The organism is Burkholderia sp. S-53 (genome assembly GCF_025560745.1).
GTDB classification, from domain to species: Bacteria; Pseudomonadota; Gammaproteobacteria; order Burkholderiales; family Burkholderiaceae; genus Burkholderia; species Burkholderia pyrrocinia.
Window position 1 is genome coordinate 2,554,664 of the sequence record NZ_CP090484.1, and the last position, 13,179, is coordinate 2,567,842.

13 protein-coding genes are annotated in these 13,179 nt (G+C 68.0%); 7 read left to right on the top strand and 6 right to left on the bottom strand.

Features of this window, described 5'->3' with window-relative positions; all coding sequences use genetic code 11:
- Positions 1-8: 8 nt before the first annotated feature.
- On the top strand, positions 9-1,388 hold the full coding sequence (gene dctA, locus LXM88_RS33625) for a C4-dicarboxylate transporter DctA (protein ID WP_262543784.1): 1,380 nt from the start codon (positions 9-11) through the stop codon (positions 1,386-1,388).
- Positions 1,389-1,476: 88 nt separating this feature from the next.
- Here dctA and LXM88_RS33630 read toward each other — a convergent pair whose 3' ends face one another.
- Positions 1,477-2,055 carry a hypothetical protein gene (locus LXM88_RS33630; protein ID WP_262543785.1) on the bottom strand — a complete coding sequence of 193 codons (579 nt, stop codon included), beginning with the start codon at positions 2,053-2,055 and terminating at the stop codon, positions 1,477-1,479.
- Between the two features lie 48 nt (positions 2,056-2,103).
- Positions 2,104-2,568 (bottom strand): GNAT family N-acetyltransferase, encoded by a 465-nt coding sequence (locus LXM88_RS33635; protein WP_262543786.1) that lies wholly within the window; start codon positions 2,566-2,568, stop codon positions 2,104-2,106.
- Positions 2,569-2,719: 151 nt separating this feature from the next.
- Here LXM88_RS33635 and LXM88_RS33640 point away from each other — a divergent pair, with 151 nt between their 5' ends.
- The 5 genes from LXM88_RS33640 (at position 2,720) to LXM88_RS33660 (ending at position 8,796) form a co-directional block, all read left to right on the top strand.
- Entirely contained in the window at positions 2,720-3,358 is a 639-nt protein-coding gene (locus tag LXM88_RS33640) for a LysE family translocator (protein WP_262543787.1), read from the top strand.
- A gap of 344 nt (positions 3,359-3,702) precedes the next feature.
- Positions 3,703-4,476 (top strand): DUF3348 domain-containing protein, encoded by a 774-nt coding sequence (locus LXM88_RS33645; RefSeq protein WP_262543788.1) that lies wholly within the window; start codon positions 3,703-3,705, stop codon positions 4,474-4,476.
- A gap of 10 nt (positions 4,477-4,486) precedes the next feature.
- Positions 4,487-7,534 carry a DUF802 domain-containing protein gene (locus LXM88_RS33650; protein WP_262543789.1) on the top strand — a complete coding sequence of 1,016 codons (3,048 nt, stop codon included), beginning with the start codon at positions 4,487-4,489 and terminating at the stop codon, positions 7,532-7,534.
- Between the two features lie 3 nt (positions 7,535-7,537).
- Entirely contained in the window at positions 7,538-8,182 is a 645-nt protein-coding gene (locus LXM88_RS33655) for an OmpA family protein (protein WP_175746564.1), read from the top strand.
- Positions 8,179-8,796, top strand: coding sequence for a DUF2894 domain-containing protein (locus LXM88_RS33660; RefSeq protein WP_262543790.1), 618 nt, complete (start codon positions 8,179-8,181; stop codon positions 8,794-8,796). Before LXM88_RS33655 ends, LXM88_RS33660 begins: the two co-directional genes overlap by 4 nt.
- 25 nt (positions 8,797-8,821) lie before the next feature.
- On the opposite strand, the gene LXM88_RS33665 is transcribed toward LXM88_RS33660, so the two are convergent.
- Positions 8,822-9,325 carry a DM13 domain-containing protein gene (locus LXM88_RS33665; protein WP_262543791.1) on the bottom strand — a complete coding sequence of 168 codons (504 nt, stop codon included), beginning with the start codon at positions 9,323-9,325 and terminating at the stop codon, positions 8,822-8,824.
- Positions 9,326-9,575: 250 nt separating this feature from the next.
- On the opposite strand from LXM88_RS33665, the gene LXM88_RS33670 reads away from it, so the two are divergent.
- On the top strand, positions 9,576-9,881 hold the full coding sequence (locus tag LXM88_RS33670) for a DUF4148 domain-containing protein (RefSeq protein WP_262543792.1): 306 nt from the start codon (positions 9,576-9,578) through the stop codon (positions 9,879-9,881).
- A 79-nt stretch (positions 9,882-9,960) separates the two neighbouring features.
- Here the strand turns inward: LXM88_RS33670 and LXM88_RS33675 are convergent, their stop codons facing one another.
- The 3 genes from LXM88_RS33675 to LXM88_RS33685 form a co-directional block, all read right to left on the bottom strand.
- On the bottom strand, positions 9,961-10,533 hold the full coding sequence (locus LXM88_RS33675; RefSeq protein ID WP_262543794.1) for an NADPH-dependent FMN reductase: 573 nt from the start codon (positions 10,531-10,533) through the stop codon (positions 9,961-9,963).
- Between the two features lie 96 nt (positions 10,534-10,629).
- On the bottom strand, positions 10,630-11,256 hold the full coding sequence (locus LXM88_RS33680; protein WP_262543796.1) for a histone acetyltransferase: 627 nt from the start codon (positions 11,254-11,256) through the stop codon (positions 10,630-10,632).
- A gap of 586 nt (positions 11,257-11,842) precedes the next feature.
- Positions 11,843-13,129 (bottom strand): isoprenylcysteine carboxylmethyltransferase family protein, encoded by a 1,287-nt coding sequence (locus tag LXM88_RS33685; RefSeq protein ID WP_262543798.1) that lies wholly within the window; start codon positions 13,127-13,129, stop codon positions 11,843-11,845.
- Positions 13,130-13,179: the final 50 nt, after the last annotated feature.

Below are 13,179 nucleotides of genomic sequence, written 5' to 3' on the forward strand. Positions count from 1 at the left end.
AGACAGTCATGCCGGTGTCACGCATTCGCAGAACGCTTTCCAAACTCTACGTCCAGGTTCTGATCGGCATCGTTGCCGGCATCCTCGTCGGGCATTTCTACCCCGATATCGGATCCGGGCTCAAGCCGCTCGGCGACCTGTTCATCAAGCTGATCCGGATGCTGCTCGCGCCGATCATCTTTGCGTCGGTGGTGGTCGGCATCGCGCGCATGACCGACCTTCACGAAGCCGGCAGGGTAGGCGTGAAGGCCGTGCTGTATTTCGAAGCCGCGTCCACCGTTGCGCTCGTGGTCGGGATGGTGGTCGTCAACGTGATCAAGCCGGGCAGCGGGATGAACGCCGATCCGTCGAGGATCGACAGTTCCGCGATCGCCGGCTACACGCATGCGGCACAGCATCACGGCGCGCTCGATTTCCTGATGAGCATCGTGCCGGGCAGCGTCGTCGGGGCGTTTGCGAACGGCGAGATACTGCCGATCATCTTCTTCTCGGTGATCTTCGCGGTCGCGCTCGCGAAGCTCGGCCCGCGCACCGCGCCGCTCGTCGACATGCTCGACATGTTCCTGCAAGGGATGTTCGGCGTCGTGCGCATCGTCATGTATGTCGCGCCCGCAGGCGCATTTGGCGGGATGGCATTCACCATCGCCAGGTACGGCATCGGCACGCTCGCGCAGTTCGGGCAACTCATGCTGTGCCTGTACCTCACGTCGATCCTGTTCGTCGCTGTCGTCCTCGGCCTGGTCATGCGTTTGTGCGGGTTGTCGCTGTGGAAGTACCTGCGCTATATCCGCGACGAGATCCTGATCACGCTCGGCACGGCATCGACGGAGGCCGTGCTGCCGCAGATGCTGCTCAAGATGGAGCACATGGGGTGTTCGCGTCCGGTCGTCGGCATGGTCTTGCCCACGGGCTACACCTTCAACGCAGACGGCACCGCGATCTACCTGACGATGGCGTCCCTCTTCATCGCACAGGCCTTCAATATCCACCTGTCGATCCGGGACCAGCTTCTGCTGCTCGGTGTCCTGTTGCTCACGTCGAAGGGTTCCGCAGGGGTGGCCGGCGCGGGTTTCGTCGCGCTGGCGGCGACGTTGTCCACGATGCATCAGGTGCCCGTGTCGGGTCTGGTCCTGCTGCTCGGCGTCGATCGCTTCCTGAACGAGGCGCGCGCCGTGACCAACCTGATCGGGAACGGCGTTGCCACGGTGGTGGTGGCCCGCTGGGAAGGGGCGCTGGATATGGACAAGGCGCGAGCCGTGCTCGATCGGCGGGCCGGATCGGACTCGATCGTCGCGAGCGAGCACGACGCGGGCGTGCCGGCGCCGGAGCGGAGCGCGCACGGGAGCGCGCACGGGAGTGCGCCGGGCATGCAATCGAATTTCCGCTAGTCGCGACGTTTGCTGTCATCCGCGTATTCCCCGGGCGTTGCGTTTGCCTGCGGTAATTCGCCGGTGTCCGTGCTTGCCGTGCACCGCTTCAGTCCTTGCGCTTCCATTGACCGAACGTGACCGGCCGGTGCGCGTCGGCGCGCGTGACGGTCACGCGGTCGGGTTGGTCGTCGAGCGGAAACGATACGGTGACGATCTGGTTCGAAAATACCCAGCCGTGCGTGCGCGGGTCGTAGCGGAACGTCACGTAGTCGCTCCAGTGCTGCCCGCATGCGACGAAGTTCTGCACGGTGAAATAGCGGCCTTTCACCGAAAGGCCGTTGTTGGCGGCGTCTTCGGGATCGAACGGATCGCACTGGCCGCCTTCGTTTGCGCGCAGGACGACCTGGTCGTTGCGCGCGGCGAGCCGGAACGCGTGGTCGGACTGTTCCTCGTAGATCAGCAGTGGGCGCGGCGACGGCTGTTCGCGCGTATCGACCGCACGATGCACGACGACGAGAAAGCTGTGCCGCCCGTTGCCGAGGTCGGGTCCGGCTTGCGCGAGCAGCGGCTGGTAGCCGGGCGGCAGTTGCGTGTCGATCGACTTCGGCAGTGCGTCGGCGCGGGCGCCGGCAGGCAGTGCTGCGAGCAGCGGGAGCAGCAGGATGAACAGGCGGAGAACGCGCATGGCTGGGTGTCCGGTCGAAGAGAGGAAAGATGTACCGGCCGCGCGGGGCTACAGATCCCGCCCGAGAAACTCGGTGCCCGGCACCGGGTTGAACGCGACGGGCGGCGCGGGCGTGAAGCCGAGCGAAGCATACAGTTGCCTTGCAGCGACGAACTCGGGCAACACGTCGAGGCACATGCGCGCATAGCCGGCCGCCTTCGCGTCGTGCAGCAGCCGTTCGACGAGCTGGCGGCCGACGTTCATTCCACGTGCTTCGGGCCGCACATACACGCGCTTCATCTCGCACGTCGTGCCGTCGATTTCGCGAAACGCCGCGCAGCCGACCGCGCGATCGCCGTTCCACGCGAGCAGCAGCAACCCGCGCGGCGCCGCGTATTTGCCGGGCAGCGCGGCGAGCTCGGGCTCGTAGTCCTGGAATTCGAGGCTGACGGTGGGGCTGGCGATGTACTCGCGGAAGATCGCCTCGACGACGCGGGCGTCGTCGGGATAACGGGCGGCGCGGATCTCGATCATGGGCGGCGGCGCGGGATGACGGGAAAGAGGGCCAGCATAGCAGCGCGCGGCCGCTTTCGGCCACGCGCGAAGCGTGCCAGAATCGGCGGCTCGACCGTCGGAAACGACACGCAGGCGCCGGCGCATCGGCGTCGCTGACAAGGAGACTTCGATGACTGCTTCGGCTGCCGTACTCGCGATCCTGGCCGCGCTGTGGCTCGGCGCGATGATTCCGGGCCCGAGTTTCGTGCTGGTTGCCCGCAATTCGATCGGGCTGTCGCGCCGCGACGGGCTCGCCACCGCGCTCGGCATGGGCATCGGCGGCATCGTGTTCGGCGGCGTCGCGCTGGCCGGGCTCTATACGCTGCTGCAGGCCGTCGAATGGCTGTATATCGGCCTCAAGGTCGCGGGCGGCGCGTACCTGATCTACATGGCGTCGAAGATCTGGCGCGGCGCCGACCGGCCGATCGCGATGGACGATCCGCAGGCGATGGCCGGCGGCAGCGCGCGCAAGTCGTTCTGGACGGGCCTCACGACCCAGCTCAGCAACCCGAAGACGGCGATCTGGTACGGCAGCATCTTCGCGGCGCTGCTCCCGCAGCATCCGCCGCTGTGGTGCTACCTCGCGCTGCCGCCGCTCGTGTTCGGCGTCGAATTCGGCTGGTACACGATCGTCGCGCTGTGCTTCTCGACGCGCCGGCCGCGCGAGCTCTACCTGCGCGCGAAGAAGTGGGTCGACCGCATCGCGGCCGGCGCGATCACGCTGCTCGGGCTGCGGCTGATCCTGAACGCACCGAAAGCGGGAATCTGACCGCTGCCACTCCCGGCTCGCATCGCACGGCGGCCTGCCATTCCCTTGGTCGGCCGCCGGAACGAACCGCCCGAACCGCGCTTCACGCTTCCGGAGACTGCAAGTCGTCCGGAAACGCCTTCCTCTTCCTCATGACACACCGGGCGATGCTCCCGGCATCGCGATCCCGGCAACTCGCCGAGTCGCTTCCGACGGAATTCCCGGGCACTGCCACCGCCCGCGGAGCCTTGCGTGACGGGCGTCCGCGTGTGTCGCCCGGCATGCCGGACGGCGCCGCTTCCCCGATTCTGGCGGGCGACCTCCCGGCGACGTGTAAACTGCTGCCTTTTTTGACGGTTTGCAGCATGGTGCAAGCTTCCCCGCGCCCGGCATTGAGCGGCCCGACGCTCGTCCGGCTGCTCGCGCGCCTGGCCGATGCCGACGTCGCGGAATCCCGGCAGATGTTGTCGGACCGGCTGAGCCAGTGGCTCGGCTGGACCGACGCGATCACGCTGTCGTCCGCGTTGAGCGCGAGCCCGCCCGGCGTTGCCGCCGGCGTGCGCGGCTACGACGCGGAGCGCGACTGCGCGCGCGTGCGCCACGATCTCGCGCAGGCGATCACGGCCACCAACCGGCCGCGTACGCGGCGCCGGCCCGGCGACATGCCGCCGCCGGCCGCCGACACGGCCGATTTCGCGGACTTCCGCCAGCGTTATCTGTCCCTGCAGCAGGACATGGAAACGGCGATCGGCCAGTTGCGCGGCCGCCTGCGGGTCGCGCTTGCCGCGCGCTCGTCCGGGATGGCGCGGCTCGCGACGCTCGACGCGATCATGGAGCGCGTGCTCGGCGCGCGCGAGCGCAGCCTGCTGTCGGCCGTGCCCGCGCTGCTCGGCACACGCTTCGGGCGGCTGCGCGACGCGGAACGGCAGGCGCTGGCCGATGCCGAAGCCGCCACCGCCGCTGCGTCCGACACGGCTGCTACGGGCGCTACGGCTGGCGACGGCGCGGCCGTCGCGGCGATCGTGCCCGGCGCATGGCTCGACACGTTTCGAGACGAAATGCAGAGCATCCTGCTTGCCGAACTCGAAGTCCGGTTTCAAACGGTAGACGGGCTGCTCGCGGCCCTTCGCACCTGCTAATCAACACGCTATGTCCAGAATTCGCATTGATCTCGTTGTCTTCGTCGCCGGTCTGCTCGCAGTGGGCTGGATCGGTGTCGGCTATATCGCGTCGAACCCGCTGGCGTCGGCCGTCACGCTGCTGATCGGCGCGTGCTATGTCGCCGGCGCATGGGAACTGCTGCGTTACAAGCAGGCAACCGCCACACTGTCGCGCGCGGTCGCGGGCCTGAGCGAGCCGCCCGCGAAGCTCGACGCATGGCTCGACACGCTGCACCCGGGCCTGCGCGGCGCGGTGCGGGCACGTGTCGAAGGCGCGCGCGTCGCGCTGCCGGGCCCGGCGCTCACGCCTTACCTCGTCGGCCTGCTGGTGCTGCTCGGCATGCTCGGCACGCTGCTCGGGATGGTCGTGACGCTGAAGGGCACGGGCGCCGCGCTCGAAAGCGCGACCGATCTCGACGCGATCCGCGCATCGCTGATCGCACCGGTGAAGGGCCTCGGCTTCGCATTCGGCACGTCGATTGCCGGTGTCGCGACGTCCGCGATGCTCGGGCTGCTGTCCGCGCTCGTGCGCCGCGAGCGGATCGACGTCGCGCAGCAGCTCGACGCGAAGATCGCGACGACGCTGCGCGTGCATTCGTCCGCGCACCAGCGCGACGAATCGTTCCGACTGCTGCAGCGCCAGGCCGACGTGATGCCGGCGCTGGTCGACCGGCTGCAGACGATGATGACGACGCTCGAGGCGCGCAGCGTCGCGCTGCACGATCGCCAGCTCGACAGCCAGCAGGCGTTTTTCGACCGGACCGAGCGCGCGTATGCGGGCCTCGCGTCGAACGTCGGCGATGCGCTGAAGGAAAGCGCCGCCGAGAGCGCGCGCGTGGCCGGCGCCGCGCTGCAGCCGGTCGTCGCGGCGACGATGACGGGGCTCGCGCAGGAAATGGCCGCGCTGCGCGACACGGTGACGGGCGCCGTGCAGCGCCAGCTCGACGGGCTGACAAACGGCTTCGAGAAGACCACCGGCAACGTGACGGCCGTCTGGAACCGCGCGCTCGACGAACAGCGCCGCGCGGGCGACGCCGTCGCGCAGCAACTGCAGACGACGCTCGGCCAGTTCACCGATACGTTCGCGCAGCGTTCGACGGACCTGCTCGACGGTGTCGCGACGCGCCTCGAATCGACCGAAGGCCGCCTGTCGGACGCATGGCACGAAGCGCTGTCGCGCCAGGAGCAGGTCGGCGAGACGCTGGCCGGCCAGCATGCGCGTGCGCTGGGCGACGCCGCCGCGACGTTCGAGCGGCATTCGGGCGCGACGCTCGCCGCGATGCGCGAGTCGCATGCGGGGCTGCAGACCGAACTGGCCGCGCGCGACGAACAGCGCCTCAACGCGTGGAACGACTCGCTGGCCGCGATGGCCGCGAAGCTCGGCGACGAATGGCAGCGTGCGGGCGTGCATAGCGCGGGCCGTCAGCAGGAAATCTGCGATGCGCTTGCTCAAACGACGCGCGATCTCACCGCACAGGCTTCGACGTTCGAACAACGCTCGAACGATCTGCTGTCGACGATCCGCGATTCGCACACGGGCCTGCAGTCGCAACTCGCTGCACGTGACGAAGAACGTCTGTCGACTTGGAACGACTCGCTGGCCGCGATGGCGACGAAGCTCGGCGACGAATGGCAACGCGCGGGCGTGCATAGCGCGGGCCGTCAGCAGGAAATCTGCGATGCGCTTGCTCAAACGACGCGCGACCTGACCGCACAGGCTTCGACGTTCGAACAACGCTCGAACGACCTGTTGTCGACGATCCGCGATTCGCACACGGGTCTGCAAACGCAACTCGCCGCGCGCGACGAGGAACGCCTGTCGGCCTGGAACGACTCGCTGGCCGCGATGGCCGCGAAGCTCGGCGACGAATGGCAACGCGCAGGCGTACACAGCGCAGGCCGTCAGCAGGACATCTGCGACGCACTCGCACAAACGACGCGCGACCTCACCACGCAGGCCGCCACGTTCGAACAACGCTCGAACGATCTGCTGGCGACGATCCGCGATTCGCACACGGGTCTGCAATCGCAACTCGCTGCACGTGACGAAGAACGTCTGTCGGCGTGGAACGACTCGCTGGCCGCGATGGCGACGAAGCTTGGCGACGAATGGCAGCGCGCGGGCGTTCACAGCGCGGGCCGTCAGCAGGAAATCTGCGACGCGCTTGCTCAAACGACGCGCGACCTCACCACGCAGGCCACCACGTTCGAACAACGCTCGAACGACCTGCTGACGACGATCCGCGAATCGCACGCCGGCCTGCAGACGCAACTCGCGGCGCGCGACGAACAGCGCCTGTCCGCGTGGAACGATTCGCTCGCCGCGATGGCGGCCGCGCTGCGCGACGAATGGGCGCAGACGAGCGCGCAGGCCGCGACGCGCCAGCAGGACATCTGCGACACGCTGGCCCGCACCGCGAACGACATCACCGCGCAGGCGCAGGTGCATGCGAGCGACACGATCAACGAGATCGCGCGCCTCGTGCAGGCCGCGTCGGAAGCGCCGAAGGCCGCGGCCGACGTCGTTGCCGAACTGCGTCAGCGCCTGTCCGACAGCATGGTGCGCGATACGGCGACGCTCGAGGAACGCAGCCGCCTGCTCGCGACGCTCGAAACGCTGCTCGGCGCGGTCAACCACGCGTCGACCGAACAGCGCACCGCGATCGACGCGCTCGTCAGCACGTCGGCCGACCTGCTCGACCGCGTCGGCGCGCGCTTCAACGACACCGTCGATGCCGAAACGCGCAAGCTCGATTCGGTGGCCGCTCAGGTCACCGCGGGCGCGGTCGAGGTCGCGAGCCTCGGCGATGCGTTCGGGATGGCCGTGCAGGTGTTCGGCGAGTCGAACGACAAGCTGCTGACCCATTTGCAGCGCATCGAGGCCGCGCTCGAGAAATCGCTCGCGCGCAGCGACGAGCAGCTCGAGTACTACGTCGCGCAGGCGCGCGAGGTGATCGACCTGAGCATGATGTCGCAGAAGCAGATCGTCGAAGACCTGCAGCAGCTCGCCGGCCGGCGGGCACCGGTCGGAGCGTAACGCATGCACGACGAAATCGACGGCGGCGCACAATCGGCGCCGGTGTGGCCCGCGTTCGCCGACCTGATGTCGGTGCTGCTCGGCGCGTTCGTGCTGATCCTCGTCGGCGTGATCGGCATGCAGCTGCAACTCACGTCGAAGCTCGAGGAAGCCGTGCGCGCGCGCCAGCTCGAGGCGCAGCAGCGCAAGTCGCTCGAACAGGCGCTCGCCGGGCCGCTCGCGGCCGGCCGCGTGACGCTCGTGAACGGGCGCATCGGCATCAGCGGCAACGTGCTGTTCGCGCTGAACTCCGACCAGTTGCAGCCGGCGGGCCGCGACCTGTTGAAGACGCTGGCCGCGCCGCTGGCGGCTTACCTGAAGACGCGCGACGAGATCCTGATGATCAGCGGCTTTGCCGACGACCAGCAGGTGCATGCCGGCAACCGCCAGTTCGCGGACAACTGGGAGCTGTCGGCCAAGCGCGCATTGACGGTCACGCGTGCGATGATCGACGCCGGCGTGCCGGCGGCGTCGGTGTTCGCGGCCGCGTTCGGCTCCGAACAGCCGGTCAGCTCGAATGCGGACGATGAAGGCCGCGCGAAGAACCGCCGCGTGGAGATCGCGCCGGTGCCGCGCAAGAGCGCGTCGAACGGAGGGAAGGCGAAGTGACGGAACACGCGACGCCCGCCCGCGCGACGCTCGACGCATGGCGCGAGCAGCGCGCCGACCGGCTCGATCCCGTGCGCTTTCACCGGATCGACGCGCTCGAACGGCGCGCTGCCGTGCTCGACGGCGACGCGCGCGGATTGCTCGACGCCCGGCTGGCAGCGTTGATCGAAGGCTACTCGGAGATCGTCGCGCGGGCCGATGAAGCGAAGGCCGCGTGCGACACGGCGGAAGTCGCGGCAGGTGCGCCCGTGCGCGGTGCGATTGCGGAACTCGTCGAACGGCTTGCGCGCGATGCGCAGGCCGACCGGCGCGGGCTCGATCCCGAGCTGGTCGACTACTTCCGCACGATGTGGTCGAAGGTCCGCACGGAACAGCAGTACCGCCAGTCGCTCGACCAGGTGCCGCGCAACGCGGGGCCGCTCAATTCGAACAGCCTCGTGCACCGGTCGCTGTCGACGATGCGCGAGCTGTCGCCGGAATATCTGCAGCAGTTCCTGTCGTACGTCGATGCGCTCGCGTGGCTCGAGGATCTCGCCGGCGGCGGCGCGCAGCCCGAGAAGGAAGCGCCGCGTGCGAAGACGGTGAAGAAGGGTGCGCGGAGCAAGAGCCGGTAGCGTGCTCCGTTGCAGCGTCGGCCGGTTACATCGATAACTGGCCCGATGTCGCTGCATGTTGATACCGGGCCGCGCTGATGAATTTCGAAAAGCGTTCGCACCAGATCACGACCGACGTGTACTGCGCGGGATTCACGTCGGCGGGAAGCGGCACAACGAAATTGCCGAATGTCTTCAGGTCGCCCACGCGCGCGGCACGCGCCTTGATCGCAAGGAACGACGCCCGGGTGTCGACGAATTCCGGAACGAGATAGATCTTGTAGTCGGGCCCCGGTGCGACGTTGCCTTCGAACGCGAGCGACGAATCGGTGATCGTCAGTTTGCCGTCCGCCCAGTGCAGCGGATCGCTTCCCGGCAGATTGCGTTCGAAGCGACCGGTGTGGCGTGTGTTTTCGGCGGCCACTTGCAGTTCGACGGCGCTTGCGCCCTCCGATGCGGTCAGGATCGGCAGCACGTAGATGCCCGCGGCGAATGCCACGAGGCCCGTCGCGAGATGCGACGCGATCAGTATCCAGATTCTGGTTTTCATATCGGACCCTTTGAACGAGAACAGGCGGTGGCGCAGGGCCACATGCCTGTAGTCGTGCGAGCCGGCCAAATCTGACAGCCGATCGGTTTTCATCCGGTCATGCCGTTCACATCGGGGCCGACGGCTGGCCGTGGCACGGCAAGGCATGGCGACACGACGTCGAATAATTTCCGTCGGCGGGTGTCATCTTTGCGCTCGCGGATCGACTCACTCTCCGTCGACAACGTCGTCGATGCTCAGGAGAGTTCAAATGAACAAGCTTGCTCTGTATGTTCTCGCGACGGTTGCCGCGACCGCTTCCGTTTCCGCATGGGCCGCGCCGCAGTCCACCGTGACGCGCGCGGAGGTCACGGCCGAACTGGCCGCACTGCACGCGGCCGGCTACCGTCAGACCGGCGAAGACCCGTATTACCCGGCGCGACTGGCGCAAGCGCTGACGAAGATCGGCTCGACCGGGACGTCGACGGCCGACACCAGCGGATACGGGACGGCTGCACCGGCCACGAGCGAATCGGGCTCGATTGCCGCCGACAGGCCGATCTATCGCGGACGATGATCCGGGCCGGACGTTGTGCCTGTCGACGGGCGCAACGTCCGATTATTCCGGACTGCGATGGATTTCCGGATGCGTCGCGTCAGCGTATTGACGCGCCTTCGGCAATCACCGCACCGAGCGCGTGCAACGCATCGGCCAGCGCCGACGCGAACGGCGGATGTGCGGCGATGCCCGCCGCATCGAGCTGGCTTCCGAGAATCGGCAGCGTGATCGATGCGCGCTCGACGATGCGTGCGGACATCACCGACAGCGTTTCGCGCAGCGCCGCGTCCGCATGCGTTGCACGCGGCGACGCATTCAGCACCGCGACCGGCTTGTAGACGAACGCTTCGCATCCGACGACCCAGTCCAGCGCGTTCTTCATCACGCCGGTGACGCCGTGCGCGTATTCCGGGCTCGCGATCAGCACACCGTCGGCCGCGTTCAGGCGATCGATCAGGTCGCGCACGGCGACGGGCGACGGGTATTCGGCATCGGGGTTGAACAACGGAAATTCGCCGAGGCGCTCGAAGCGCGCGATGCGCATGCCGCGCGGCGCGACGAGCGCAGCTGCATCGAGCAGCGCGGCGTTGTACGACTGCGACCGGAGGCTGCCGCACAGCGCGACGATGTCGATGCGGCGTTCGGTGTCGGTTCGGGGATCGGTGGTCATCGATGAGCGTTTGGTTGGCGCGGTGCGCTGCCGCATCGCGCGGACCGGACGGATTATCGCATCGGCGTTCGGGCGGCGCTGCGCGCGTCGCCGACGCTACGCGGTCCGCGCCGCCGCGTCGAACATTGTCGCGGAATTGCAGCGAACCGCTTCGACGTCGCTCATTCCGGCCGCCCGCGCGAATTCCGTCATCGCCCACCCGTTGCCGAGCAACAGTCGCCGCGTATGCAGCGCGCCGTGCACGTCGTCCGGAACGGCGTCGCCGAGATAACGCAGCGCGCGGCCTTCGACATCGACGAAGCCGTGCCGGTAATCGTGCGCGAGCGCCGTCCACAACTGCGCGGCGCCGACCGACTGGCGCGCGCCGCTGATCAGGCACAGCCCTGCGTCGAGCCCCCAGCGATACAGCGTCGTCGCAAGGCCCTTGCGTTGCGCCGAGCCGCGCAGCCGCGTATGCGGCGCGCGCAGGTAGCGGTCCGCGCGGCGCGGGATTTCGGGAAGGCGGTTGAACACCGTGTAGCCGGCGAGCTGGCGCGCGGCCGGATCTTCGACATACAGGAAGTATTCGCCGTCCGCTTCGCGGTGGCGGACGATCAGGCCCGAGCGGCCGAGCGCGACGGCCGGCAGGCCGTGCAGGCGATGGCCCGGCTGGTGGAGGCGTGCGTAGAGCGTGTCGAGTTCATCGTCGATGTCGTGCTGGGAATGCTGTACGTCGATGCGCATGGCAAAGGCCGCCCGTCCCGGGCGGTTCGAGAAAGAGGTTCATCGCAAAAAGGGAAAGGGAATGGGTGCGGCCCCCGGGCTCGGCGAAGCGAGCCGGGGCCGCGAATCAGCTGGGGATGTGCTGGAAACCGGCGGCGATCGCGGCGAGGCCCGCGATGCAGAGTGCGAACAGGATCAGGACTTTGTGGATCACGCCTCTTTCCTCATGAATGCACGGTGCCGGCGGGCGGCATCGCGGAGACGGTGAGCGGCGGGCACGGCCCGCACGGCCGTCGTGCGTGACGACGGTCGGGTGTCCGCGCGACGGATCGAGCACGGACGGCCAGCACCATACGCGAGGTGCCGCGGGCGGGCAATCGGACTGGCGGAGAAAAGCGACGAAAAGCGGGGAATCGGGGTGTTTCGCGACAATTGGCCGCAAGGGGCTGCGCGGCGCCGTGTCGAACGATGGGTGTGGACACGGATCGCCCGGCGATGGGGAAAGGGCGTGGCGAGTGTCTTTGTATGCCCGGGACCGGCGAAATGCCGACGTCCGTGCGACGGTCGGAGCGGCAACGCATCGCCACCCCGGCCGCCGGTCGACGCGTTACGCCGGCTGACGCGCGCCGAAGAACGCCTGCCTGATCCTCGCCAACAACCCATGCTGCGCGATCCATTCGGCATACGCGCGATAGTCGGGGTCGCGCATCAGGTGGCGTTCTTCCGTCTTCGCGCGCAGGTAATAGATCAGGTTGACCGCGACGAGCGCGGCGCAGTGCATGAGCCCGATCTGCCAGCCGAGCGGCTCGACGAACGGCACCGACACCATCCAGTACGACAGGTTCTTCGTGATGTACGCCGGATGCTTCGTGAAGCGGTACGGGCCCGACGTGATGATCCCGCGGTTGGTGAGGTTCGAGAAGCGCAGCCCGAACGAGATCGTCGACAGCGCGTAGGTCATCAGCAGCAGGATGATCACGGCACCCCAGATCACGCGCAGCATCGGCGCGGACAGCAGCCAGTTGTCCCAGAACAGCGAGCCTTCGTAGCGGATGTAGTGGCTCGAGATCAGCGACCAGAACGGTTGATAGCAGATCAGCGCGGCGCCCCAGCCGAGCGCTGTCGGCTCGACCGTGCGCACGTGACTGTCGAGGATGCGGAACGTGCACAGGTAGCCGACGGTGCCGAACATCAGGTCCATCGTGAACGACAGGTCGTACAGGAACGAGAACGTCGCGAGCGACATCGGCGCATTCATCGCGTGCGCGAGCGACGCGGTCAGGTGATCGGCGTCCTTCGACAGGTAGACGGTCATCAGCGGCAGGAAGAACGTCTTCACGCCCCAGCCGGCGAGCATCTCGCGTACCGGCTGCCAGCTTGCGGGCCGCTCGCGGCGGAACAGGAAGCGGCCCCACAGCAGGTACGCGTCGTCGGTTTCGCGCTGATGGCGGTCCATCCACATGAAATAGAACGGCGCGGCGACGATCACGTACGGGGCGAGCGCGCGCAGCAGCGACCAGAACGGCAGATAGAAATCGCCGTGATATTCGGGCAGCAGCCAGTACAGCATCCCGATGCCCGCGTAGATCGACGCGAGCGCGCCGAGCCGCGTCGCAACGCGCGCGAGGCCGAGCGGCCGCACGGCCTGGCGCGACAGCCCCGCGCTCGGGCGCAGGTAGACGCGCGAGATGAGGATTTCGTGCAGCGCGATCGTGCCGATGATCGCGAGGCTCGCGATGATCGCGCGCGTCGCGGCGTCGAGGGTCGGCTGGTCGCGCGTGAACCACAGCGCGAGGAGCCCGGCCGTGATGCCGAGCAGGCCGGCGCGGAATGGCGTGGCGGAACGGGGCGGGCGGTCCTGGGCCGCGGCGATGCCGTCGAGCGTGGAATTCATGATCGGATCCTCGTCGGGATGAGGGCCGGCGCCCCCGCTTGGCGGGTGAC